At 62.6% G+C, this 23,969-nt stretch carries 19 protein-coding genes and 1 riboswitch; of the genes, 5 read left to right on the top strand and 14 right to left on the bottom strand.

What is annotated here, in order from left to right; translation table 11 throughout:
- Positions 1-34 precede the first annotated feature (34 nt).
- The 4 genes from HGO38_RS12600 to HGO38_RS12585 are packed head-to-tail and all read right to left on the bottom strand — an operon-like array spanning position 35 to position 3,768.
- Positions 35-871: a carbohydrate ABC transporter permease gene (locus HGO38_RS12600; RefSeq protein ID WP_250956231.1), complete on the bottom strand. Its 837-nt coding sequence runs from the start codon at positions 869-871 to the stop codon at positions 35-37.
- Positions 868-1,782, bottom strand: a complete 915-nt coding sequence (locus HGO38_RS12595; RefSeq protein ID WP_250956230.1) for a carbohydrate ABC transporter permease — start codon at positions 1,780-1,782, stop codon at positions 868-870. Before HGO38_RS12595 ends, HGO38_RS12600 begins: the two co-directional genes overlap by 4 nt.
- Positions 1,775-2,935: an ABC transporter ATP-binding protein gene (locus HGO38_RS12590; RefSeq protein WP_250956229.1), complete on the bottom strand. Its 1,161-nt coding sequence runs from the start codon at positions 2,933-2,935 to the stop codon at positions 1,775-1,777. The genes HGO38_RS12595 and HGO38_RS12590 overlap by 8 nt, the downstream gene beginning before the upstream one ends.
- A complete protein-coding gene (locus HGO38_RS12585; RefSeq protein WP_250956228.1) occupies positions 2,932-3,768 on the bottom strand; it encodes a metallophosphoesterase family protein in 837 nt (278 codons plus the stop codon). Before HGO38_RS12585 ends, HGO38_RS12590 begins: the two co-directional genes overlap by 4 nt.
- Positions 3,769-4,771: 1,003 nt before the next feature.
- Here HGO38_RS12585 and HGO38_RS12580 point away from each other — a divergent pair.
- From HGO38_RS12580 to HGO38_RS12560, 5 genes are all read left to right on the top strand, one after another.
- Entirely contained in the window at positions 4,772-6,367 is a 1,596-nt protein-coding gene (locus HGO38_RS12580) for an ABC transporter substrate-binding protein (RefSeq protein ID WP_502941548.1), read from the top strand.
- 159 nt (positions 6,368-6,526) lie between these two features.
- Positions 6,527-7,531, top strand: coding sequence for an ABC transporter permease subunit (locus HGO38_RS12575; RefSeq protein WP_250956227.1), 1,005 nt, complete (start codon positions 6,527-6,529; stop codon positions 7,529-7,531).
- Positions 7,532-7,544: 13 nt separating this feature from the next.
- Complete coding sequence (locus HGO38_RS12570) at positions 7,545-8,465, top strand: ABC transporter permease subunit (RefSeq protein WP_250956226.1); 921 nt, start codon at positions 7,545-7,547, stop codon at positions 8,463-8,465.
- Between the two features lies 1 nt (position 8,466).
- Complete coding sequence (locus HGO38_RS12565) at positions 8,467-9,318, top strand: ABC transporter ATP-binding protein (RefSeq protein WP_250956225.1); 852 nt, start codon at positions 8,467-8,469, stop codon at positions 9,316-9,318.
- Positions 9,315-10,181 carry a dipeptide ABC transporter ATP-binding protein gene (locus HGO38_RS12560; protein WP_250956224.1) on the top strand — a complete coding sequence of 289 codons (867 nt, stop codon included), beginning with the start codon at positions 9,315-9,317 and terminating at the stop codon, positions 10,179-10,181. Before HGO38_RS12565 ends, HGO38_RS12560 begins: the two co-directional genes overlap by 4 nt.
- Before the next feature lie 9 nt (positions 10,182-10,190).
- Here the strand turns inward: HGO38_RS12560 and HGO38_RS12555 are convergent, their stop codons facing one another.
- The 10 genes from HGO38_RS12555 to HGO38_RS12510 form a co-directional block, all read right to left on the bottom strand.
- Positions 10,191-10,817 carry a thiamine phosphate synthase gene (locus HGO38_RS12555; protein WP_250956223.1) on the bottom strand — a complete coding sequence of 209 codons (627 nt, stop codon included), beginning with the start codon at positions 10,815-10,817 and terminating at the stop codon, positions 10,191-10,193.
- Positions 10,814-11,587 carry a thiazole synthase gene (locus tag HGO38_RS12550; RefSeq protein WP_250956222.1) on the bottom strand — a complete coding sequence of 258 codons (774 nt, stop codon included), beginning with the start codon at positions 11,585-11,587 and terminating at the stop codon, positions 10,814-10,816. The genes HGO38_RS12555 and HGO38_RS12550 overlap by 4 nt, the downstream gene beginning before the upstream one ends.
- Before the next feature lie 2 nt (positions 11,588-11,589).
- Positions 11,590-11,787 carry a sulfur carrier protein ThiS gene (thiS, locus tag HGO38_RS12545; RefSeq protein WP_250956221.1) on the bottom strand — a complete coding sequence of 66 codons (198 nt, stop codon included), beginning with the start codon at positions 11,785-11,787 and terminating at the stop codon, positions 11,590-11,592.
- Complete coding sequence (gene thiO, locus HGO38_RS12540) at positions 11,784-12,770, bottom strand: glycine oxidase ThiO (protein WP_250956220.1); 987 nt, start codon at positions 12,768-12,770, stop codon at positions 11,784-11,786. Before thiO ends, thiS begins: the two co-directional genes overlap by 4 nt.
- A gap of 1 nt (position 12,771) precedes the next feature.
- Positions 12,772-14,607 carry a phosphomethylpyrimidine synthase ThiC gene (gene thiC / locus HGO38_RS12535; protein WP_250956219.1) on the bottom strand — a complete coding sequence of 612 codons (1,836 nt, stop codon included), beginning with the start codon at positions 14,605-14,607 and terminating at the stop codon, positions 12,772-12,774.
- Positions 14,608-14,702: 95 nt separating this feature from the next.
- Positions 14,703-14,846, bottom strand: a riboswitch (TPP riboswitch).
- A 108-nt stretch (positions 14,847-14,954) separates the two neighbouring features.
- Positions 14,955-17,156, bottom strand: coding sequence for a sensor domain-containing phosphodiesterase (locus HGO38_RS12530; RefSeq protein WP_250956218.1), 2,202 nt, complete (start codon positions 17,154-17,156; stop codon positions 14,955-14,957).
- 241 nt (positions 17,157-17,397) lie between these two features.
- Positions 17,398-19,080: an aspartate-alanine antiporter gene (aspT, locus tag HGO38_RS12525; RefSeq protein WP_250956217.1), complete on the bottom strand. Its 1,683-nt coding sequence runs from the start codon at positions 19,078-19,080 to the stop codon at positions 17,398-17,400.
- Positions 19,081-19,148: 68 nt separating this feature from the next.
- Entirely contained in the window at positions 19,149-20,807 is a 1,659-nt protein-coding gene (locus tag HGO38_RS12520; RefSeq protein WP_250956216.1) for an NAD-dependent malic enzyme, read from the bottom strand.
- A gap of 490 nt (positions 20,808-21,297) precedes the next feature.
- Complete coding sequence (locus tag HGO38_RS12515) at positions 21,298-22,632, bottom strand: dicarboxylate/amino acid:cation symporter (RefSeq protein ID WP_250956296.1); 1,335 nt, start codon at positions 22,630-22,632, stop codon at positions 21,298-21,300.
- Positions 22,633-22,634: 2 nt separating this feature from the next.
- Positions 22,635-23,819 (bottom strand): alpha-hydroxy acid oxidase, encoded by a 1,185-nt coding sequence (locus HGO38_RS12510; protein WP_250956215.1) that lies wholly within the window; start codon positions 23,817-23,819, stop codon positions 22,635-22,637.
- Positions 23,820-23,969 lie beyond the last annotated feature (150 nt).

Here is a 23,969-nt window from a genome sequence, read left to right as displayed (position 1 = left end):
TTGGGTTGCATTGCGACTTGGATATGCGGACCGGTCAGCCTTTGAGGCCGGTCATGGTGATGCCCTCGACGAACCGTCGCTGCGCCAGCAGAAAGGCGATGACGAGGGGAAGGGTGATGATGAGCGTTGCGGCCATCAGCGCGCCGTAATCGTCTCCGGCTTCCGCGGCCCGGAAATAGAGCAGGCCGAGCGGCGGCGTGGCATAGGTCTGGTTGGTGACGACGATCAGCGGCCAGAACAGGTCGTTCCAGTGGGCGACCACCGAGAAGATCGCAAAGGCGGTGACCGCCGGCCAGGCATTCGGCACGATCACCCGCGCCACGATCCCGCCTTCCGACATGCCGTCGAGGCGGGCGGCATGGATCAGGTCGTCCGGCATGGCGCGGAAGAACTGCAGGAACAGGAAGATCGCAAAGACCGAGATCGAAAACGGTGCGACCAGCGCCAGGTAGCTGTTGAGGATCGACATCCGGTCGAAGGCCACATAGAGCGGCAGGGCGGTCGCATGGATCGGTACCAGCAGGCCGAGCATGACCAGCGCCATCATGAAACGGGCAGCGCGGAATTTCAGTTTGGCCATGGCATAGGCGCAGGGCACGGCGACCAGGACCTGGATCACCAGGATCAGCCCGCAGACGATGACCCCGTTGAGGAGCAGCGTCTGAATCGACACCCGCGTCAGGGCTTTTGCAAAATTCTCGACATAGGCCCATTTCTCGGGGATCAGCGACAGCGACGACGAGAAGATCTCGCTCTGGCCCTTGCCGGCGGTCGAGATCATGAAGATGTAGGGCGCCAGGAAGACCAGCGCGCCGAGCGACAGCAGCGAGAGGCGGAACAGCCGCCCGACGGTCATGGTTTGCGTCATCATGTGTAATGCACCTGCTTGTCGAGGAAGCGGTATTGCAGGACCATCAGCACCACGAGGATGGCGAGGAACACCACGGTCATCGCCGAGGCATAACCGACCTTCAGGAACACAAAGCCTTCCTGGTAGATGGTGAAAAGCAGAACCTCGGAGGCCTTGTTCGGGCCGCCTTCGGTCAGCGTCTTGACGGTCTCGAACACCTTGACCGAGTTGATGACGCTGATCGTCGTCACGAACAGGGTGGTCGGCCCGAGCATCGGCCAGGTGACCAGCCGGAAGCGGTCGAGGGCGGATTTCGCACCGTCCACTTGCGCTGCGGCATAGAGTTCGCGCGGAATGGCGGTAAGGCCGGCCAGAAACAGTACCATGTTGAAGCCGACCGACTGCCAGATGCCGATGACCGACAGGCCATAGAGAACCGTCGACGAGGCGCCAAGCCAGTTGGGGCCGGGAATGCCGATAAGCGCGAGCAGGGCATTGAGCGGTCCGATGCTGGGATGGAACAGATATTGCCAGACGGTCGCCATGGCGACCAGCAGCGAGGCGACGGGCAGGAAATAGACGGTGCGGAAGAAATCCCGGCCGCGCGGCTCCGATTCGATCAGCAGCGCCACGCCAAGGCCGAGCGCAATCGACACCGGGGTGACGATGGCCGTGTAGACCGTGGTGTTCCACAGCGAGCGGCGGAAGGTCCTGTCGTGAAAGAGTTCGGCGTAGTTTTCAAAGCCGATGAAGCGGAAGCTGCCATAGCCAAGCTCGAAATCGGTAAAGCCGAGCACGATGACGGCAAGCGTCGGCAGGACGATGAACAGCAGCATCAGCACGATGGCCGGAGAGGCCAGCAGCCAGGCGGTGCGGGCTTCGCGCCGGCCGGCCGCCTCGATGGGCGTGAAAGGAGCGACGGCCTCAGCCATGGACCATCTCCCGGGCGGTGCTGACCGGCTCTGCGGCAAGCCGCCTGCCGTCGGCGGCAAACAGCATGACGCGGGCCGGATCGAAATCGAGGCTGATCGGCTGGCCGTCCGCAAGGCCCCGAGCCGCCGCCGGCGCCACCTTGGCCAGCACGGGATCGCCGATCGCCGAAAGCCTGGCAAAGACAATGACCTCAGAGCCGAGAAATTCCAACCGCTCGACCTTTGCCGGCAAGGCACCCTGGCCGTCGGCGCGCAGATGCACGAATTCCGGCCGGATGCCGAGCGTCACGGCCGCGCCGGCTGCGACCGGCTGGGACGACATGAGGCGCAGCCCGCCGAATTGCACCACGCCTTGCGCGTCGCACTGGCCGGCCAGAAGGTTGATGCGCGGCTGGCCGATGAAGCGGGCGACCTCGATATGGCTCGGATCGTCGTAGATGACTTGCGGGCTTGCCAATTGCAGCAGGCTGCCGCCGATCATCACGGCAACCCGGTCGGCCATCGACAGAGCCTCGGACTGGTCGTGCGTGACATAGAGGGTCGGCACGCCGGCGCGGCGGTGCAGGTCGACGATCTCGCCGCGGGCATGGACGCGCAGATTGGCGTCGAGATTGGACAGCGGTTCGTCCATCAGGAAGACGCTCGGATTGCGCACCATGGCACGGGCGAGCGCCACACGCTGGCGCTGGCCGCCGGACATCTGGCCGGGCTTGCGGTCGAGCAGGTGGTCGATCTTCAGCGATGCGGCCATGGTCTGGACGCGGGCCTGAATATCGGCGCAGATGCGGCGCTGGCCGGGCAAAAACCCGCCGATCACGGGCAGGCGCTGGGCGGCGGTCAGGTTGCGCATGGCAAGCGGCACGGCAATGTTCTGGCCGGCCGTCAGATGCGGATAAAGCGCATAGGACTGGAATACCATGGCAATGTTGCGGTCTGCAGCGGCCAGGTGCGAGACTTCCGTGCCATTGATCTGGATGGCGCCGGTATCGGCATGGTCGAGGCCGGCGACGATGCGCAAAAGCGTGCTCTTGCCGCAGCCGGAGGGGCCGACCAGGGCGATGAATTCGCCGGCCTCGGCCTCCAGCGACACACCCTTCAGGATGGCATTGCCGCTGAAGGACTTGGTGATGTCACGCAGCGAGAAGGCGCTCATTCGGCGGCCTCCGGTGCATGCTTAGGCTTCGCCTGCGGATAGACCTCGTGGATGATCTCGTCGATCACATGGGCCGTCAGCTCGGGCAGGGTAACGATCTCGCTGGTCACATCCTCGCCCAGCGTGTGGATGACCGCGCCGACCAGCCGCTCGCCGGGCATTTCGCGCTCCATCGTATCAATGATGAAAGCCGAGGAGGGACCCCAGACCAGAGTGGTGCTCTCGAACTGGCCCTTCCAGGCCCAGTGCAGGTGGCCGCTGGCAAACAGCGCGACGTCATGGGCGGCGATCAGCTCGTAGAGGCGCTGGCGCGGCGCCGGGCGGATGCTCCAGTAGCCGGTATCGCCTTCCTTGGGATCGTCGACGAACAGCGGCTTGTGGGTGAAGATCGCCACGCGCCTGCCGTCGCGCTCAGAGAGGACCTGTTCCAGCCAGGCGAACTGCTCGGCTTCTTCCGCATCGTCGAAGCCGAACAGCAGACCGTTCAGGCCGATCAGCAACCAGCCGTCGACCTGTTTTGCCCAGCGATCGGGGCCAACGACCTCGCGCCAGCGGGCCAGGCGCTCGGCATCGACGGGTTGATGGGAGCCGGGCAGGTGGCCGACATCGTGATTGCCGGGAACGAGCAGCATCGGCGCGGTGACATCGGCCATCAGGCCCATGCAGAAGGTCAGGTCTTCCACGAGATCGGCACCGTCGACGCTCAGGTCGCCGGTATGGATGACCAGATCAGCGTCCTGTGCATTGACCCAGTGGGCCAGCGGCGCCCAATTGCCGTTGAAATGCGGCTTGCTGGGGCTGAGATGGGTGTCGGTGATCTGGATGATCTTCATGGCTTTTCGCTCCGCATCGGCTGTTCAAGGGGGCGGATGAGTGTCCGACCGCTTTCGCAGCGTCTTTAGAGTGCACATATGTCAGTAGATTGATGGGGGTTTTCAGCCGGTTTTCAGCTTTGTCGCATAAGTGTCAGGATCGGAGAGGATGCAGGAATTGGCACCTATCAAGACGCTTCCGAGCCGTGTGCTCTGTGCATGGCTGCACTGCAACATTCTGCCTATGAAATCGCCAGTGCTCGTTTATACTCCAATCCATCGAAGCAATGCACCTCCTCCCGCAGAGCTTCGTATGCCAGACGGCCCGCTCCTCCTCCCAGGGCTCGTCTGCAGGAACGACGCCCTCCTCCCATTTGCGTCGTTCAGTTCTTTTCGGAAAGCCTGCCGCACCTCCTCCCGCGGCAGGCTTTTTCGTTTTTGGCCTTGGCATCCCATCCGGCCACCGCCCGATCCGGGCCGTTTATTTCGATCTACTTCCGAAAACTTCATCTTCATCCGCGTCGATGGCTGGTGCATGCCTTCGGCTCTAGCGAGGGCTCAAGGCGATGGGCCGCCTTTCATGCCGTGTGTCAGAACGTCGGAGGGATTGTTGCCGCAATCGCCTTTCCGCGCTCAAAGCGTCCGAAATTTGTGTCAATTCCGGTGATTTCCCCCGCTCTGGTCCGGCAGGCCAAGTCGCGCTCTTTGCCTGAAATATGGCTTGAATTGTTCCATTTTAGCGAATTCTGTCGAATTATCGGCTAATTCACAGCGAAATTTCGGCAGAAAATCTCTTTACAAGCAATTCTATGCAGGTAAGACGAAAGGAGTGCACCGGCCGGAGAGCTGGGCAGGGGATCACGTCTTGTAATCTGTTTCCTCGGCCTTTCTCCGTCGGTGCCAGGTGCGCTGCCTCGGGCAGTGGACCACACTTGCTTTTGCGCGTTTTCAAGACGCGTGGCGGACTGTTAAGAAAAACCGGCGGGATCTCGTTGCACGAGATCCACGCCATCGGGAGAACAACATGAAGTACAAACTTGGCTTCGCCGCAGCTTTGCTTGCGGCCACGTTCATGTCGAGCGCCGTCAGCGCGAAGACTTTCGTATATTGCTCGGAAGCCTCGCCAGAAGGTTTCGATCCTGGCCTCTATACAGGCGGCCAGACATTCGACGCCGCTGCCCACACCGTCTACAGCACTCTTCTTGAATTCGAACCCGGCACGACCAATCCTGTCGCCGGTCTCGCCGAGAGCTGGGAAATCTCGGAAGACGGCACCGTCTACACCTTCAAGCTCCGTCCGGGCGTGAAGTTCCAGACCACCGAATTCTTCACGCCGACACGCGAACTGAACGCTGACGACGTCGTCTTCTCGATCGATCGCCAGATCAACAAGAACAATGCCTGGAACCAGTATGTCGCTGGCGCCTCCTGGGAATATGCCGCCGGCATGGGCTTCCCGGAACTGATCAAGTCGGTCGAAAAGGTCGACGACCTGACGGTCAAGTTCACGCTGAACCGTTCGGAAGCGCCGTTCCTGGCCAACCTTGCCATGCCGTTCGCCTCGATCATGTCGAAGGAATACACCGACAAGCTGGCAACCGACGGCAAGATGGAACAGCTGAACCAGATGCCGGTCGGCACCGGTCCGTTCACCTTCGTCGGCTACCAGCAGGATGCCGTCATCCGCTACAAGAAGAATGCCGATTACTGGGGTGGCGCGCCGAAGATCGACGATCTGGTCTTCGCGATCACCACGGATGCCGCCGTTCGTTACCAGAAGCTCAAGGCCGGCGAATGCCACCTGATGCCTTACCCGAACGCAGCCGACGTTGAAGCCATGAAGGCCGACCCGGCTCTGACCGTCATCGAGCAGGAAGGCCTGAACGTCGCCTATCTCGCCTACAACACCACCCAGGCCCCGTTCGACAAGCCGGAAGTGCGCAAGGCCCTGAACAAGGCGATCAACAAGGAAGCCATCGTCTCGTCGGTCTTCCAGGGCATGGCAACGCCTGCCAAGAACCCGATCCCGCCGACCATGTGGTCCTACAACGAAGCCACTGTCGACGATGCCTACGATCTCGACGCTGCCAAGAAGGAACTTGAAGCCGCCGGCGTCAAGGATCTGTCGATGAAGATCTGGGCCATGCCCGTCTCGCGTCCCTACATGCTGAACGCCCGCCGTGCGGCCGAAATCATGCAGGACGATTTTGCCAAGATCGGCGTCAAGGTCGAGATCGTGTCCTACGAATGGGCCGAATATCTCGACCGTTCGAAGGCCAAGGATCGCGACGGTGCTGCCATGCTCGGCTGGACCGGCGACAATGGCGATCCGGACAACTTCCTCGACACGCTGCTGGGTTGCGAAGCGGTGGGCGGTAACAACCGTGCGCAGTGGTGCAACAAGGAGTTCGACGCCCTGGTGAAGAAGGCCAAGGTCACCTCCGACAAGGCCGAGCGCACCAAGCTCTACGAAGAAGCCCAGATCGTCTTCAAGCGCGAAGCGCCTTGGGCAACGCTCGACCATTCCCTCGCCGTCGTCCCGATGCGCAAGGAAGTGACCGGCTTCGTTCAGAGCCCGCTGGGTGACTTCACGTTCGAAAACGTGGATATCGCCGAATAATAGTACTTTTTATCGGTGACTTGCCGCGGAGTGCGTTGCGCACTCCGCGGCAAGTGCTTTAAGAAGCGCCGCAAATGAAGTGATGCACTTCTCCGGGCCACGGTCTGGCCAGCACCGGTTTCGGGCGAAACAGACCCTTTTGAATTGAGCAGGTTCTCCATGTTTGGCTTTTTCTTGCGGCGACTGGCCGTCATGATCCCGACATTTGTCGGGGTATCGATCATTGCGTTTGCCTTTATCAGGCTGCTGCCGGGCGATCCCGTCGCACTGCTGTCGGGCGAACGGGTGATGTCGCCGGAGCGCCACGCCGAGATCAGTGCGCATCTCGGTCTCGACCGGCCTTTGGTCATTCAATATTTCGATTATCTGGGCGGCGTTCTGACCGGCGATTTCGGATCGTCGATCGTCTCCAAGAGCCCCATTCTCGACCAGTTCCTGGCGCTGTTTCCAGCGACGGTCGAACTGTCACTCTGTGCGATGATCATTGCCATCCTGCTCGGCATTCCGGCCGGCGTGATTGCCGCCATCAAGCGCGGCTCGTTCTTCGACCAGTCGATGATGGGCGTGGCTTTGGTCGGCTATTCCATGCCGATCTTCTGGTGGGGCCTGCTGCTGATCATCCTGTTTTCCGGCATCCTGCAATGGACGCCGGTCTCGGGCCGTATCTCGCTGATGTTCTATTTCCCGCCGGTCACCGGCTTCATGCTGATCGATTCGCTGCTGTCGGGCCAGAAGGGCGCCTTTACCTCGGCGCTCAGCCATCTGGTGCTGCCGTCGATCGTGCTCGCCACCATTCCGCTGGCCGTGATTGCCCGCCAGACGCGCTCTGCCATGCTGGAAGTGCTGTCGGAGGACTATGTCCGCACGGCCCGTGCCAAGGGCCTGTCGCCATTCCGCGTCGTTGGCATCCATGCGCTGCGCAATGCGATGATCCCGGTCATCACCACGATCGGCCTGCAGATCGGCGTGATGCTGGCCGGCGCCATTCTGACCGAGACGATCTTCTCCTGGCCTGGTATCGGCAAATGGATGGTCGATAGCGTGTTCAGGCGCGACTATCCGGTGATCCAGGGCGGTCTGCTGCTGATCGCCGCGATCATCATGATCGTCAATCTCATTGTTGATCTGATGTATGGTCTGATCAATCCCCGTATCCGGCACTAGAAGGAAAACCCCCATGGCCGATACACTCCCGACAAGCCAGCCCGCCGAAGCGGTGTCCACGGCGGCCCTGCGCCGCCAGATGCTGGCCGAGTTCTGGTTCTATTTCTCCGAAAACCGTGGTGCCGTTGTCGGCCTGTTCGTCTTCGTCGCCCTGGTCTTTGTTGCGGTCTTTGCGCCGTTCATCGCGCCCCATTCGCCGTTCGAGCAGTATCGCGAATTCGTGCTGTTGCCGCCGTCATGGCTCGAAGGCGGCAACCTGAGCTACCCGCTCGGCACCGATCCGGTCGGCCGCGACATTCTCTCGCGCCTGATCTATGGCGCGCAATATTCGCTGTTCATCGGCGTGTTCGTCACCACCCTGTCGCTGACCACCGGCATCCTGATCGGCGTGATTGCCGGTTATTATCGCGGCTGGATCGATACGCTCATCATGCGGCTGATGGACATTATCCTGGCCTTCCCGTCGCTGCTGCTGGCCCTTGTGCTGGTCGCCATTCTCGGACCCAGCCTGACCAATGGCATGATCGCCATCGCCATTGTGCTGCAGCCGCATTTCGTGCGCCTGACCCGTGCCGCCGTGATGGTGGAAAAGACCCGCGACTACGTGACCGCGTCGCGGCTTGCCGGCGCCGGTCCGTTCCGCCTGATGTTCCGCACCATCCTGCCGAACTGCACTGCACCGCTGATCGTCCAGGCCACTCTGTCCTTCTCCAATGCCATCCTCGATGCGGCCGCCCTCGGCTTCCTCGGCATGGGCGCCCAGCCGCCGGCGCCTGAATGGGGCACCATGCTGGCCGAAGCGCGCGAATTCATCCTGCGCGCCTGGTGGGTCGTCACTTTCCCCGGTCTTGCCATCCTGATCACCGTTCTGGCCATCAACCTGATGGGCGACGGCCTGCGCGATGCGCTCGATCCGAAACTCAAGAGGTCCTGACATGGCGCTTCTGCAAATCGACAACCTGACCGTCGAATTCGAGACCGCATCGGGCTGGTTCAAGGCCGTCGACGGCGTGTCGCTCTCGGTGGAACCCGGCGAAGTCCTGGCGATCGTCGGCGAAAGCGGCTCGGGTAAATCCGTGGCGATGCTGGCCGTCATGGGGCTTCTGCCCTGGAACGCCAAGATTACCGCCGACCAGATGCTGTTCCAGGGCCAGGACATCCAGAATATCCCGGCCGCCGAACGGCGCAAGCTGATCGGCAAGGATATCGCGATGATCTTCCAGGAGCCGGTCGCAAGCCTCAATCCGTGCTTTACCGTCGGCTTCCAGATCGAGGAAGTGCTGCGCATCCATATGGGCCTCGACAGGCAGGCGCGCCGGCAAAGGGCGATCGACCTGTTCAAGCTGGTCGGCCTGCCCGATCCGGCCGAACGGCTCGGCCATTTCCCGCACCAGATGTCGGGCGGCCAGTGTCAGCGGGTGATGATCGCCATGGCGATCGCCTGCGATCCGAAGCTGCTGATTGCCGACGAACCGACCACGGCCCTCGACGTGACGATCCAGAAGCAGATCCTCGATCTGCTGATCTCGCTGCAGGTGAAGACCGGCATGGGCCTGATCATGATCACCCATGACATGGGCGTCGTCGCGGAAACTGCCGACCGCGTCATTGTCCAGTACAAGGGCCGCAAGATGGAAGAATCGGACGTGCTGACGCTGTTCGAGGCGCCGAAGAGCGCCTATACCAAGGCGCTTCTCTCGGCTCTTCCGGAAAATGCGACCGGCGACCGGCTGACCACGGTCTCCGACTTCATGTCCAATGCCCAGGCTGCGGGAGAAAACGCATGAGCGACACCCTGTCGAACGGCGCCAAGCCGATGCTCGAAATCCGCAACATCACCCGCGACTATCACGTGCCGAACGGCCTGTTCAAACCGGAAAAGGTCGTGCATGCCGTCAAGGGCGTGTCGTTCAAGCTGGAAGCCGGCAAGACGCTGGCGATCGTCGGCGAAAGCGGCTGCGGCAAGTCGACGCTCGCCCGCATCCTGACCTTCATCGATCCGCCGACGGCGGGCGAGCTTCTGATCGATGGCAACCTGGTCGATACCCGTCCGGGCCACCTGACCGCCGAGATGCGCCAGAAGGTGCAGATCGTCTTCCAGAACCCCTATGGCTCGCTCAATCCGCGCCAGAAGATCGGCGACGTGCTGGGCGAACCGCTGGCGATCAATACGTCGCTGTCGTCTGCCGAGCGTCGCGAAAAGGCGACCGAGATGCTGATCAAGGTCGGCCTGGGCCCTGAGCATTATAACCGCTACCCGCACATGTTTTCCGGTGGCCAGCGCCAGCGCATCGCCATCGCGCGCGCCCTGATGCTGAACCCCAAGCTGCTGGTGCTCGACGAGCCGGTGTCGGCGCTCGACCTGTCGGTGCAGGCGCAGGTGCTGAACCTTCTGGCCGACCTGCAGGAAGAGTTCGGCCTGACCTATGTCTTCATCAGCCATGACCTGTCGGTGGTGCGCTATATCGCCGACGAGGTGATGGTGATGTATTACGGCGAAGCGGTCGAGTACGGTAGCCAGGAAGCGGTCTTCTCGGCTCCCCAGCACGACTATACCAAGCTGCTGTTCTCGGCGACGCCGAAGGCCGACGCCCAGTCGATCCGCGCCCGCATGGCCGCCAAGGCCGAGAGACTGGCCAAAGTCGGCTGAGAACCGGCTCTACGCTTCCGGGATCAATAACCGGCGCCGCGCTTCGGTGCGGCCCAGCCATTGCCGCGTGCGCTGTTCGGGATCGGCACTCAGCGTGATGTCGGTGACGACGGCGGCACTGTCGGCGCCGGCCTGAAACACGCCGTCGAGACGCTCGGGATTGAGCCCGCCGATCGCCACCAGCGGCAGGGGTCCCACCCTTTGGCGCCAGTCGGCAAGCCTTGGCAAGCCTTGCGGTGCCCAGGGCATCTGCTTGAGGATCGTCGGATAGATCGGGCCGAGCGCGATATAGTCCGGCCGGGCGGCAAGAGCCACCTGCAGTTCCGCTTCATCATGGGTGGAGAGACCAAGCTTCAGGCCCGCGGCGCGAATGGCCGGCAGGTCAGCGTCTGCCAGATCCTCCTGACCCAGATGGACGAATTCGCAGCCTTCCTCGACGGCGATCCGCCAGTAATCATTGATCACCAGCTGGCAGGCATTGGCCGCACAGATCGCCTTGGCGCGGCGGATGTCGGCACGAATTTCGGCCTCGTTACGATCCTTGATGCGCAACTGCACCAGCCGCACGCCGAGTGGCACCAGACGCTCGATCCAATCTGCGCTGTCGACGATCAGATAAAAGGGGTCGAGGCTCATGAAAACACCGCCCTGCCAATCACCGGCGTCGAGGGGATGGCCATATCCCGAGGTTCCAGCAGACCGGCGAGAAAAGCGTCGCGGCCCGCCGTGATGGCGTGGTGAAAGGCCCGAGCCATGGCAACCGGATCGCCGGCGCCGGCCACCGCCGTGTTGAGCAGTACGGCGCCGAAGCCGAGTTCCATGACCTGGCAGGCATGGGAGGGCCTTCCGATCCCGGCATCGACGATCAGCGGCACGTCCGGAAAGTGATGCCGCATGGTGCGGAGCGCCGTGACGTTTTGCGGTCCCGCGGCACTGCCGATTGGCGCGCACCACGGCATCAGCACCTCACATCCCGCGTCGACCAGTCTTTCCGCCACCACCAGATCGTCGGTCGTATAGGGAAAGACCTTGAAACCGTCATCGCTTAAGGTTCGTGCCGCCTCGACAAGCGCAAAGACGTCCGGCTGCAGGGTGTCGTGGTGGCCGATCACCTCCAGCTTGATCCAGTCGGTGGCAAACACCTCGCGCGCCATCCTCGCGGTCAGCACGGCCTCGGACGCGCTGTGGCAGCCGGCCGTGTTGGGCAGGACCCGGACGCCGAGACTGCGGATCAGCTCGAAGAACGCCCCGCCCGACTTGCCGCCGGCGGTTTCCCGCCGCAGCGAGACGGTCACAATGTCCGTGCCGGAGGCTTCCACGGCCTCAGCCAAAATGGCGGGCGAGGGATAGCGCGATGTGCCGAGCAGCAGGCGCGATCGAACCGTTATTCCATAGAGGTCCAGCATGGTCAGCCTCCCTGCATCGGCGACAGGATCTCGATCCGGTCGAGCGGTTTGAGGGCATAAGTCGGGCGGTCCTCGCGGTGGATCAGTTCGCCGTTGACGGCGGTGGCCAGCCACTCGCCCTCGTATTCGAGAGCGTCCAGCAGATCGGCGAGGGTCTTTGCCTGAACGGCCTGTTCTTCGCCATTGACGATGAAGGTCATGCGTTATGCCTTTCGCGGTTGGGGATGGAGTGGGTCAGGATTCCGGCAACTTGACCCGCCATGGCCGGCGCCAGCAGGAAGCCGTGGCGATAGAAGCCGTTGACGCTGATGACGTCGCCGTCGACGGTGACGCGAGGCAGGTTGTCGGGATAGGCCGGTCTGACGCCAACGCCCATTTCCAACACCCGAGCCTCGCCGAAGGCCGGATGCAGGGCATAGGCGGCATTGAGCAGTTCCATCAGTGAGCGGGCCGAAATCGGCCCGGCATCGTCGCTTTCGATCATCGTCGCCCCGACCATGAAGCGGTTGTCGCCGCGCGGCGCGATATAGAGTGGAATGCGCGGATGCAGCAGGCGCACCGGACGAGACAGGCTGACCTCGGAGGTTTCGAGATACAGCATTTCACCGCGCACGCCGCGAAGGCCCGCGGTCCGGCCGATCGCTGCGGCGCCGGTGCAGTCGATGACCTTGTCGAAGCGGCCATCCACGTCTTCGGCCTCACAGCCGACATGAAAACGCACATCACGGTCGAGCAGCAACTGGTGAAGTCCGGTCAGCGCCTTGCGCGGGTCGAGATGGGCCTCGTCGCGGAAGAACAGGGCTTTGCGGAACCGCCCGGCCAGCGACGGCTCCAGGGCTTCGATGCCGGTGGCGTCGCGCCAGTCGCAGCCGCGGGTTCGCCCAGCAAAGCGCGTCAGCTCGCCGGTGTCGCGGCCAGCGGCCACCACCAGTGTGCCGTTGCGGATCACCTGGCCGGGCAGGGCCTCCTCCCACCAGTCGGCCGCCGTCTTTCCCAATGTCAGCACGATCTCATCGGCGCTTTCGCGCTCGCACCACGGCGCCAGCATGCCGCCGGCCAAACCGGAGGCGCCGGAGGCCACGGTGCTGGCCCGATCGGCGATATCGACCCGGAGGCCGTGGCGCGCCAATTCCAGGGCCACGGTGAGGCCGGCGACGCCGGCCCCCTTGATCAGCACCCGCATGTCACGCACCGCTCGGCGTTGTTTCGGCAACGCTGTCGAGCGGCATATAGAGCTGGCCACCCTCGCGGAATTTTTCCGCCATCGCCGCCAGGCCCTCCTTCTGTGCCTCGGCACGGATGTCGTGGGATATCCGCATCGAGCAGAATTTCGGCCCGCACATCGAGCAGAAATGCGCCACCTTATGGGCGTCCTTCGGCAGGGTTTCGTCATGCATCGAGCGGGCCGTTTCCGGATCGAGCGACAGGTTGAACTGGTCCTCCCAGCGAAACTCGAAACGGGCCCGCGACAGCGCATCGTCGCGCACCTGGGCGGCCGGATGGCCCTTGGCCAGGTCGGCCGCATGGGCAGCGATCTTGTAGGTGATGACGCCGACCTTGACGTCGTTGCGATCGGGCAGGCCCAGATGTTCCTTCGGCGTGACGTAGCAGAGCATGGCCGTGCCGAACCAGCCGATCATCGCGGCGCCGATGCCGGAAGTGATGTGATCATAACCCGGTGCGATATCGGTGGTCAGCGGTCCGAGCGTATAGAAGGGCGCCTCGCCGCAGACCTTCAGCTGCTTGTCCATGTTCTCCTTGATCTTGTGCATCGGCACATGGCCGGGGCCTTCGATCATCACCTGGCAATCTTTTGCCCAGGCGATCTGCGTGAGTTCGCCGAGCGTTTCGAGCTCGGCAAATTGCGCGGCGTCGTTGGCATCGGCAATCGAGCCGGGCCGCAACCCGTCGCCGAGCGAGAAGGAGACGTCGTAGGCGCGGGCTATGTCGCAGATTTCTTCGAAATGCTCGTAGAGAAAGCTCTCCTTATGGTGATGCAGACACCACTTGGCCATGATCGAGCCGCCGCGGCTGACGATGCCGGTGACGCGATTGACGGTCAGCGGAATATAGTGGAGCCGCACGCCGGCATGGATGGTGAAATAGTCGACACCCTGTTCGGCCTGCTCGATCAGCGTGTCGCGATAGACCTCCCAGGACAGGTCCTCGGCAATGCCGCCGACCTTTTCCAGCGCCTGGTAGAGCGGCACGGTGCCGATCGGCACGGGGGCGTTGCGGATGATCCAGTCGCGGATATTGTGGATGTTGCGGCCGGTCGACAGGTCCATGACCGTATCGGCGCCCCAGCGGATCGCCCAGACCATCTTGTCGACCTCCTCCTCCATCGATGAGGTGACGGCGGAATTGCCGATATTGGCATTGATCTTGACCAGGAAATTGCGGCCGATGATCATCGGCTCCAGTTCCGGATGGTTGATATTGGCGGGGATGATCGCTCGGCCGGCAGCGATTTCCTGGCGGACAAATTCGGGCGTCACATAGTCAGGGATATGGGCGCCAAAACTCTCACCGTCGCGCGTCAGCGCCTGTTCCGGCATGCGGCGGCCGATGTTTTCGCGGATCGCGACGAATTCCATTTCCGGCGTGATGATACCTGCCCGCGCATAGGCAAGCTGGGTGACGGTCTTGCCATCGACCGCCCGGCAGGGCCGGTTGCGGGTCGGAAATTCCGGTGTCAGCCGGTCGCCGGTGGCAAAGCCGTTATCCTCGGGTCTGACATGGCGACCGTCATAGGCCTCGACGTCATCACGGTTGGCCAGCCAGTTCTCGCGGAGGCGTGGCAGGCCGCGTTCGATGCCGATCGTCTCCGCGGTTTCGGTATAGGGGCCGGAGCTGTCGTAGACGGCGACCGGCGGTTCGCCGGAGGTCGGGTGAAGCGCGATCTCGCGCATCGGCACGCGGATATCAGGGTGCAGCATGCCGGGTCTGTAGACCTTGCTGGACGCCGGCAACGGTCCGGTGGTGATGGTGGTATGCAGGTTTTTCGGGGCAATGTTCATCGTGAGGCTCCAAGTTTGCGGTTGGAGACCCAGTCATGTCAGCCGGAAAGATGGATAGACGCCGGCACGGTCCTCCCGCATCGGGGATTCCACGTGTCGCAGCGCTCGCACCGTCCCTACGCCAGTATGAACTGGATCAGGTTCAACGGGTCACTGCGCTGCTTGAAAGGGCGGCTTTCGCTTGCCCAAACACGCCAGCAGACTCTCAGCCCCTTGTCGGGACCCCCCTGGTGAATGACCTATCTTGGAAGAGAGCCCGCCCTTTTGTCAAGGCTGCGGTTTTGATCGGGCTCGGCGATGAGGTCCATCCGTCACGGAAGGCGCGACGAAAGAGGACCGGTTTCAGGTCAGCAGGATGAGCCTGAGCGACGCTTCGGTCCGGCGCTTGCCGCCGCCGCGAAGACCGTCTCCATGTCCCGCGCCGGCATCGGCTTGCCGTAGAGATAGCCCTGGCCCGCCTGGCATCCGAGAGCCCTGAGCGCTGCCTCCTGCGCCGGACTTTCGATTCCCTCGGCAATGGTCTCCAGGCCAAGGTCCGTGCTCATCGAGATCAGGGCGCGGGTAATGGCGGCATCGCGCGGTGTCGTCAGCATGTCCTGCACGAACCCGCGATCGATCTTCAGCGTCGTCAGGGGATAGCGCTGCAGCGAACTGAGCGAAGCGTAGCCGGTGCCGAAATCATCAAATGCAATGCCGACACCGAGATTGCGCAGGTTGGTGAGCACGTCCAGGGATCGGCTGTCATCGTTGAGCGCGACGGATTCGGTGATTTCCAGTTCCAGTTGCGCGGGATTAAGCCCGTGGCGCTTTATGGCTTCCCGCACCTTCTGGCAGATATGTGGCGACTTGAACTGGACGGGAAAGAGGTTAATGCTCATCTTGACAGTGGAATGGCCCGCATCGCGCCATTCGGCACTTTGCCGGCAGGCCTCTTCGAGCACCCACCAGCCGACTTCCAGCGCCAGGGAGCTTTGTTCCAGGGACGGAAGGAAGGTCGACGGCAGCAGCAGGCCGCGCTTGGGATGCTGCCAGCGGATCAGGGCTTCGGCGCCGAAGATCCGGCCGCTGTCCAGATAGATCTGCGGCTGGTAATGCAGCACCAGCTCATTGTTGCGCAGGGCCTTGATCAATTCGTCGCGCTGCGCCCGGCGGGCGAGGTTTTCGTTGCGCATCGTCGGATCGAACATCCGCGACGTCCTGCCGCCTGCCTGCTTGGCGCGATAGAGGGCGAAATCGGCGCTCGCCACCAGTTCCTCTTCGTCCGCACCGTGCAGGGGGGCAAGTGCAAAGCCAATGCTGACCCCCAGGTCCAGCACCTGGCCACCGATTTCAAACGGCTTTTCGAACGCATGGATCATGGCCACGGCCTCGCGTCCCGCCGCCAGGGGATCTGCGGTGCCGGGCAGAAGCACGGCAAATTCGTCGCCGCCGAAGCGCGCCAGCGTCGCATTTTCGCTCAATGCAAAATTCAGGCGGACGCCGATCGCCTGCAGCAGGGCATCGCCGATGCCATGACCATGGGTATCGTTGACGTCCTTGAAACCGTCCAGATCGAGCAGGAGAACGGTTGCCGCTGCGCCGCGGCTGAATTCCGCGCGCAGGAGATCGTTGAACTTGTGGCGATTGCACAGGCCCGTCAGGGTATCTTGGCTGGCCAGCCGCAGAAGCCTGGTGTCGCGCTCGCGGCGCTCGGAAATGTCCTTGATGATGGCGCCGGCGCTGAGACCGCGTTGATCGCGCCAGATCGACAGGGCAACCTCGATGGGGAACTCGCTTCCGTCCTTTTTCAAGGCCACCACTTCGACCGTCTTGCCTTTCAGCTTCGGCTCGGCGCCCTGGGCAACCCGCGAGAGACCCAGGCCATGGGCATGGCGCAGACGTTCGGGAATGATGATGTCGATCGGGCTGCCGATCATCTCGTTGGGCGTATAGCCGAACAGCGAAAGCGCGGCGGGATTGGCAAACTCGATCCGTCCGAGCCCGTCGATCGATATCAGGGCAAGCTCGGTCGCATTGGCGAAATTCGCCGATATCGTTTTGATGAAATCCGCCCGACGCAGTTCCATCTGCTCCATCACGAGCCTTGCGAGCTCGGCGAGGTTGTCGCGGTCTTCCTGTGAGAACTTCAGTCGCGGCGAAGGATCGGCAATGCACATCGCGCCGATGCGATAGCCATTGGCGGTAATCAGCGGCGCGCCCGCATAGAACCGGATATGCGGCGGGCCGGTTACCATCGGCACAGTGGAGAAGATGGGATCCTTGAGGCTGTCATTGATGACAAGAACATCATTCGACGCAATGGTATGGGTGCAGAAGGACTCCGAACGCGGACTTTTCGTCATGTTCAGCCCGGCACAGGCCTTGAACGACTGATGCTCCTCCGCCACCAGGGTGATGAAGGCCATTTCGGTGGCAAACAGCTTCTTGGCCAAATCGGCGAACCGTGTGAACCGTGGTTCCGGCGGCGTGTCGGCAATCCAGAAACTTGTCAGTTCCTTGATCCGGGCTTTTTCCTCCGGATCTGGCTGTTCACCGTGTTCCATGCGCATCACATATCCATTACCGCCCAAACCCCGTTGTCTCAACCTATAGAAGAACCGTTAGTAAATTCTGAAATATCCTCGACGATTGACGAATGAAAGCTTGCCGGACCGCCCGGGCGCCAGCAATTTGGTTTGCGCACCCGCCGGCGCTGCGGTGGAGGGCCTGAACGCAATCGCCCCCGCTCGACGGTGAGGCCGGGCGGGGGCGATGAAGGCTGGAGATGGGGGATGGATCTCCAGTTTATCCCTAGAAGACGTTGACCACCACGATGGTGAGCAAGGCCATGACCAGGCGCGACACGGCATAGCCGGTGGCGTAGCCGATGACCGGCACGTTGCTCTGCGAGGCTTCCTGCAGGGCGCCGAGCGCGGCTGTCGTCGAGCGGGCACCGGCGCAAGCGCCGAGCATGATGCCGGGATGGAACTTGAAGACATAGCGTCCCAGTCCAAGGCCGACCAGCAGCGGCACGAGCGTGACCAGCGTACCGGCGAAGAACAGCGTCAGGCCGTAGTTCTGGATGCCGCCGACGAAGCCGAGGGCCGCATTGAGGCCGATGCAGGCGATGAAGCCGTTGAGGCCAACATTGTTGAACACCCAGATGGCAGGTCCCGGAATGCGACCGAAGGTGCGCATGGTCGAGCGCAGATAGCCGCAGATGATGCCGGCAACGATGGCGCCGACGGCGGTTCCCAGCGACAGCGGGATGCCGCCGATGTGGATGGTGAAGGCGCCGACCAGGCTGCCGAAGACGATGCCGAATGCCATGAAGGCCATGTCGGAGTTTTCGACCGGGCGGTCGGCATAGCCGAGCAGCTTGGCAATCTTGGCCACGTCGCCCTTGGCACCGAGAATGGTGAGCACGTCGCCGCGCTGAACCTTCATTTCTTCCTTCATCGGCATCGAGATGTCCGAACGGGTGACCTTGGTCAGGAACACGCCGCGGCCAGGTTCGCCGAACAGGCTGCTCATGATCTCGCCGAGCGTCTTGCCGGCATAGGCCTTGTTGGTGACCACCAGGTCGAGCAGTTCCGTCGAGAAGTCGAGCAGCGGCACGTCTTTCAGTTCGGGACCGAACTCGTTCTCGTAGGCCAGCAGTGCGGCAAGGCCACCGGACACAGCAAGGATCGCCCCTTCCGTCAGCACGGTATCGCGCTGGCAGTCGATGATGGCGGCCCCTTCGCTGGCGCGCAGGCGCCGGACGAAGACTTCATTGTTGAACTGGCTTTCGACTTCTTCCACGGTCTTGCCGACCAGCGCGGTATTGGTCAGCCGAAGGGCACGGGCCGAATATTCGCGATAGGCCGTGGTGCCGATCGTGGTATTGCCGCCATGGTCGCGTTCGTATTCGGCGCAGACCTTGACCAGGTCGAACTTGAAGAATTTCGGCGCCAGATTGGCCAGCAGGAAGGCCGAGCCGACTGTACCGAACGGATAGGTCACGGCATAGGCGACCGGCAGCAGCGCCAGCGATGCGGTCAGCTTGGCCTGTTCCATTCCCGATTGCGAGATGAGGTCGCTTGCGACACCGAGAACGGTCGAGTTGGTGTAGCCGCCCGACAACAGACCGGCGGTCAGGGCTGCATCATAACCGAGGAACTTGCCGATCAGGATTGCGGTCGCCGTGCCGGACAGGCACACGATGACGGCAAACAGGACTTGTGGCAGTCCATCGTTCTTGATGGCCCGGATGAACTGTGGTCCGACGGCATAGCCGACCGAGAACAGGAACATGGCGAAGAAGGTGGATTGCAGCACGGCGGGCAGTTTTATGCCGACCTGGCCGACCAGCAGGCCTGCCAGCAGCGTACTGGTGACAACGCCGAGATTGAACTTCCCGAGGCGGAGATTTCCGATCCAGAAGCCGATGCCGATCGTCAGGAAGAGCGCGATCTCCGGGTATTTCTGGAGTGTTCCGACAAAATATTGCATGACAGATCTCACTGATTGAGGAGACCGGGAGAGCCGCCATGGCTGTCCCGGTCAAAGGTGAAAAGCGCTCAGTAGCTCGGGGCGTAGAGCAGGCTTTCGATCCAGGCGCGGATCTCGCGGGGGCGGGCGACGGTGGCCAGGCCAGAGTCGAACATGTACTCGGCGATCCGGGTGGCTGTGGTGATCTCCGTTTCCAGGATGTGATCCTGGCTCGGGAACAGCATGCCCTTGGCCTGCATGGACGGGCCGACCTGATCGGCCGTCGCATGGGCGGCGACGATGAAGCACTCGTCGTTCAGGCGGGTCGGACGGGCCGCATAGGTGGCAAGGCCGATGGCCGGGTAGATGTAGAAGTTGTTGGCCTGGCCCGGACGATAGGTCTTGCCCTCGTAGTTGACCTCATCGAACTGCACGCCCGCTGCAAACAGCGCCTTGCCCTTCGAATAGGTGTAGGCCTGCTCGGCCGTGCACTCGGCCTTGTGGGTCGGGTTAGACAGCGCGAAGATGATCGGCCGTTCGTTGAGGCGGCTCATCGCCTCGATGACCTCCTTGGTGAAGGCGCCGGGCTTGGTGGAGACACCGATCAGAACCGTCGGCTTGAAGTCCTCGACGACCTTCAGGAAATCCTTGCTCGGCTTGTCGTCGTGGGCATAGATCTTCTGGGTCTCGGTCAGGTCGGTGCGCGAGGCTTCGACCAGGCCGTTGACGTCGAACAGGCGGATCCGCTTGCGGGCTTCTTCGGCCGAAAGGCCCTTGGTCTGCAATTCGGCCGTGATCAGCTTGGAAATGCCAAGGCCTGCCGAGCCGGCACCGAGGAACAGGACGCGCTGGTCCTGCAGCTTGCCACCGGTCTGCTTGAGGCCTGCGGCAATGCCGGCCAGAGCCACGGCAGCGGTGCCCTGGATGTCGTCATTGTAGCAAAGGATATTGTCCTTGTAGCGGTCCAGCATGCGGATGGCGTCGGTGCCCTTCCAGTCTTCGAAATGCACGCAGCAACCGGGGAAGACTTCTTCGACGGCCCGTACGAACTCTTCCGTCAACTCGTCGAGTTCAGCTTCCGGCAGCGGTGTTTCGCGGGTGCCGAGATAGAAGGGATCGGCGCGCAGCTGTTCGTTGGAGGTGCCGATGTCGAAGAGAACCGGCAGCAGGACCTGCGGCGGAACGGCAGCGCAGGCGGTGTAGAGCTGCAGCTTGCCGATCGGGATGCCCATGCCGTTGGCGCCGATATCGCCGAGGCCAAGAATGCGGCCGCCGGTCGAGACGCAGACGAAGCGGACGTCCTTCTCCGGCCAATTGCGCAGCACTTCGGCAATCCGGCCCTTCATGTGGCGGGTGATGTACATGCCGCGCGGGCGGCGATAGAGATTGCCAAAGGCTTCGCAGGCGTCGGCAACGGTCGGATCGTAGAGGATCGGGATGAAGCGCTTGGGATCGGACATGATGGCGCGGTAGAAGACCGTTTCATTGCGGGCTTCGAGATCCATCAGGTAGCTGTACTGGTCGAGCTCGTCCTTGACGTGGTCGAGATGGGCGAGAACCCGTTCCACCTGGCGGTCCAGGGTTTCGACGGCATGCGGCAACAGACCCTCGATGCTGAGCTTCTGGCGATCGTCGCGCGAATAGGCGGTGCCCTTGTTGCGGACCGGATCATGCAGCAGGGGTGCGCCGGCGAGCGTGGAGTTGCGGGCGGGTTTTTCCAGTTTGGTGACAGGGCTGCTTGTGGCCATGATGAAATTCCTTCTGGTTTCTTCATTCAGCCGCCGGCCAGTGCCGTTCGGCTTTACACAAGTGGTTTTGCAAGGCCCGTGCCAGAGTGATTTTTTAGATTCAAACTATTGATATTAAATAAGAAAAATGATTTTCACCTGTTGTCGTGATGGCCGATACGGGCGGAATCCCGATGATTGGCCGGCTGGGGCGGACGGAGAACCGAACGGGCCTTAGACAAGACGGAAAAGGCGTGTTTTGGGGCGACCCGGCAGGCCTCCTGCGGGGCGAAATCGACCGAAACAGGGCTGCAAGGTCCGTGCAGAGCCATGCCGATCGGCGGCTGAAGCGGCTGCGTCATTCCGCCACAGGGAGCCCGTGCCCGTGCCTGCAGAAAGCGCCGTCCGGCCGGGGATCGCCGGCCGTGCAACGCGAAAACGCCGCGGTCTTTGCAGACGCGCGGCGCTTGGGGTGTCTGATTGGCAGGGCGCCCTTGCTGAGACGGAGCGGCTACCGGTCCTGCTCTGCCGGCACGGCGGCGGGTTCCAGCCGCCCTTCGCTTCGCTTGCCCATCGCCGCCTCGAACTTGGCCATGTCGAGTTCGCCTTCCCATCTGGCGATGACGATGGTTGCCACCGCATTGCCGATGAAATTGGTCAGCGCCCGGCATTCCGACATGAAGCGGTCGACGCCGAGGATCAGCGCCATGCCAGCGATCGGCACGGAGGGCACCACCGAGAGCGTGGCGGCCAGCGTGATGAAGCCGGCGCCGGTAATGCCGGCGGCGCCCTTGGAGCTCAGCATGGCAATCAGCAGCAGCAGGATCTGGTCGCCGAAGGTCAGCGGCACGTCGAGCGCCTGGGCGATGAACAGGGCGGCCAGCGTCATGTAGATATTGCTGCCGTCGAGATTGAAGGAATAGCCGGTCGGGATGACCAGCCCGGCGACGGAGCGGCCGCAGCCGGCCTCCTCCATCTTGCGGATCAGGCTGGGCAGGGCTGCCTCCGAGGAGGAGGTGCCGAGCACCAGCAGCAGCTCTTCCTTGATATAGCGCAGCAGCGCCAGGATCCTGAAGCCGTTGTAGCGCGCCACGCCACCGAGGACCACCAGGACGAAGAGGATCGAGGTGAGGTAGAAGCTGCCGACCAGCATGGCCAGATTGGCAATCGATCCGAGGCCGTATTTGCCGATGGTAAACGCCATCGCCCCGAAGGCGCCGACCGGGGCCACCGTCATCAGGATCGTCACCAGCCGGAAGATCGGTGAGGTCAACGCATGCAGGAAATCGGTGACCGGCTTGGAGGCCGGCGCCGTCAATGTCAGGGCGATGCCGAACAGGATGGAGAAGAACAGCACCTGCAGGATATCGCCCTTGGCAAAGGCGCCGACGATGGTCTCCGGAATGATGCCCATCAGAAAGCCGATCAGCGATGTTTCATGGGCCTGCACGGTATAAGCCGCAACCGAACCGGCATCGAGCGTGGCCGGATCGATATGCATGCCGGCGCCCGGCTGCACGACATTGGCGACCACGAGGCCGATGGCCAGCGCCAGGGTCGAGAAGGTGAAGAAGTAGAGCATCGCCTTGCCCGCCACCCGCCCGACCTTGCGGGTATCGCCCATGCCGGCGATGCCGGTCGAGACGGTCAGGAAGATGACCGGCGCGATGACCATTTTCACCAGCTTGATGAAGGCATCGCCGAGCGGCTTCATCTCGACGCCGATGTCGGGATAGAAATTGCCGAGCAGGACACCGGCCAGGATCGCCGCGACCACCTGGACATAGAGGTGACGGTAGAAGGGGCGGCGCCCGGGTGGAGGTATTATGCCCCTGGAGATCTGCATATTCATGCCGCACCTCCCGTCCCACCGCCGTGATCGACAAGCGAAAACGGATTGCCCATCAGGATGCGATGGTCGACATCGGTGATCAGCCGCTTGCCGCAAAGCGCCATGCTGACATCGAGTTCCTTGGCGATGATCTCCAGCACCTGGCGCACGCCGTCCTTGCCGCCGGCGCCGAGCCCGTAGAGAAAGGGCCGGCCGATATAGATGCCCTTGGCGCCGAGCGCCACGGCCTTCAACACGTCCTGGCCGGAGCGGATACCGCCGTCGAGATGCACCTCGATGCGGTCGCCGACTGCCTCAAGGATGCGCGGCAGCATCGAGATCGACGATGGCGCGCCGTCCAGCTGCCGCCCGCCATGATTGGAGACGATCAGCGCGTCGGCACCGCTGTCAGCGGCGGCGCGGGCATCGTCCTCGTCCAGAATGCCCTTGAGGATCAGCTTGCCGCCCCAGCGCTGCTTGATCCACTCGACGTCCTTCCAGGACAGCTGCGGATCGAATTGTTCGGCCGTCCACGAGGAGAGCGACGAGAGATCGGAGACGTTCTTGGCATGGCCGACGATATTGCCGAAGCTGTGCCGTCTTGTGCCGAGCATGCCGAGGCACCAGCGTGGCCTGGTCGCCATCTGCCAGATGTGTTTCGGGGTAAATTTCGGCGGCGCCGACAGCCCGTTGCGCAAATCCTTGTGGCGCTGGCCGATGATCTGTAGGTCGAGCGTCAGGATCAGGGCTGAACAGCCGGCGGCCTTGGCGCGGTCGATCAGATTGCCGATGAAGTCGCGATCCTTCATCACATAGAGCTGGAACCAGAAGGGCTTCTTGGTGTGGGCGGCAACGTCCTCGATCGAGCAGATGCTCATGGTCGACAGGGAGAAGGGAACGCCGAATTCTTCGGCGGCCTGGGCGGCGAGGATCTCGCCATCGGCGTGCTGCATGCCAGTGAGCCCGGTCGGGGAGAGGGCGACCGGCATCGCCACCTTCTGGCCGACCATTTCGCTTGCCAGGGACCGGTCGGTCATATCGACCAGAACTCTCTGGCGCAGCTTGATGCGGCCGAAATCGGTCTCGTTGGCGCGGTAGGTGCTCTCCGTCCAGGCGCCGCTGTCGGCATAGTCGAAGAACATTTTCGGCACCCGGCGCTCGGCCCGGGTCTTCATGTCGCTGATGGTCAGGATGGGAGGCATCGTTTGGCTTTCCTTATCGAATGGGCGGTGCCGGTTGCGGTGTGTGAACCGTCGCCGGTGCCCGGATTGAGGACGCGCACCGTCGTCCGGCGACAGCGGTGCTGTCGTCTGGAAACGGGCCGGCCTGAAGGGAGGTACGGACGGGTCCGC

Origin of the sequence: Rhizobium sp. CG5 (assembly GCF_023701945.1) — a bacterium.
In the GTDB taxonomy this organism is placed as follows: domain Bacteria; phylum Pseudomonadota; class Alphaproteobacteria; order Rhizobiales; family Rhizobiaceae; genus Allorhizobium.
This window is presented reverse-complemented; position numbering and strand designations above follow the sequence as displayed.

What these genes read in the sequence shown, in the direction of transcription:
- HGO38_RS12600 (WP_250956231.1), bottom strand. Translation starts at nt 871, where the DNA reads ATGATGACGCAAACCATGACCGTCGGGCGGCTGTTCCGCCTCTCGCTG.
- HGO38_RS12595 (WP_250956230.1), bottom strand. Translation starts at nt 1,782, where the DNA reads ATGGCTGAGGCCGTCGCTCCTTTCACGCCCATCGAGGCGGCCGGCCGG.
- HGO38_RS12590 (WP_250956229.1), bottom strand. Translation starts at nt 2,935, where the DNA reads ATGAGCGCCTTCTCGCTGCGTGACATCACCAAGTCCTTCAGCGGCAAT.
- HGO38_RS12585 (WP_250956228.1), bottom strand. Translation starts at nt 3,768, where the DNA reads ATGAAGATCATCCAGATCACCGACACCCATCTCAGCCCCAGCAAGCCG.
- HGO38_RS12580 (WP_502941548.1), top strand. Translation starts at nt 4,772, where the DNA reads ATGAAGTACAAACTTGGCTTCGCCGCAGCTTTGCTTGCGGCCACGTTC.
- HGO38_RS12575 (WP_250956227.1), top strand. Translation starts at nt 6,527, where the DNA reads ATGTTTGGCTTTTTCTTGCGGCGACTGGCCGTCATGATCCCGACATTT.
- HGO38_RS12570 (WP_250956226.1), top strand. Translation starts at nt 7,545, where the DNA reads ATGGCCGATACACTCCCGACAAGCCAGCCCGCCGAAGCGGTGTCCACG.
- HGO38_RS12565 (WP_250956225.1), top strand. Translation starts at nt 8,467, where the DNA reads ATGGCGCTTCTGCAAATCGACAACCTGACCGTCGAATTCGAGACCGCA.
- HGO38_RS12560 (WP_250956224.1), top strand. Translation starts at nt 9,315, where the DNA reads ATGAGCGACACCCTGTCGAACGGCGCCAAGCCGATGCTCGAAATCCGC.
- HGO38_RS12555 (WP_250956223.1), bottom strand. Translation starts at nt 10,817, where the DNA reads ATGAGCCTCGACCCCTTTTATCTGATCGTCGACAGCGCAGATTGGATC.
- HGO38_RS12550 (WP_250956222.1), bottom strand. Translation starts at nt 11,587, where the DNA reads ATGCTGGACCTCTATGGAATAACGGTTCGATCGCGCCTGCTGCTCGGC.
- thiS (WP_250956221.1), bottom strand. Translation starts at nt 11,787, where the DNA reads ATGACCTTCATCGTCAATGGCGAAGAACAGGCCGTTCAGGCAAAGACC.
- thiO (WP_250956220.1), bottom strand. Translation starts at nt 12,770, where the DNA reads ATGCGGGTGCTGATCAAGGGGGCCGGCGTCGCCGGCCTCACCGTGGCC.
- thiC (WP_250956219.1), bottom strand. Translation starts at nt 14,607, where the DNA reads ATGAACATTGCCCCGAAAAACCTGCATACCACCATCACCACCGGACCG.
- HGO38_RS12530 (WP_250956218.1), bottom strand. Translation starts at nt 17,156, where the DNA reads ATGCGCATGGAACACGGTGAACAGCCAGATCCGGAGGAAAAAGCCCGG.
- aspT (WP_250956217.1), bottom strand. Translation starts at nt 19,080, where the DNA reads ATGCAATATTTTGTCGGAACACTCCAGAAATACCCGGAGATCGCGCTC.
- HGO38_RS12520 (WP_250956216.1), bottom strand. Translation starts at nt 20,807, where the DNA reads ATGGCCACAAGCAGCCCTGTCACCAAACTGGAAAAACCCGCCCGCAAC.
- HGO38_RS12515 (WP_250956296.1), bottom strand. Translation starts at nt 22,632, where the DNA reads ATGCAGATCTCCAGGGGCATAATACCTCCACCCGGGCGCCGCCCCTTC.
- HGO38_RS12510 (WP_250956215.1), bottom strand. Translation starts at nt 23,819, where the DNA reads ATGCCTCCCATCCTGACCATCAGCGACATGAAGACCCGGGCCGAGCGC.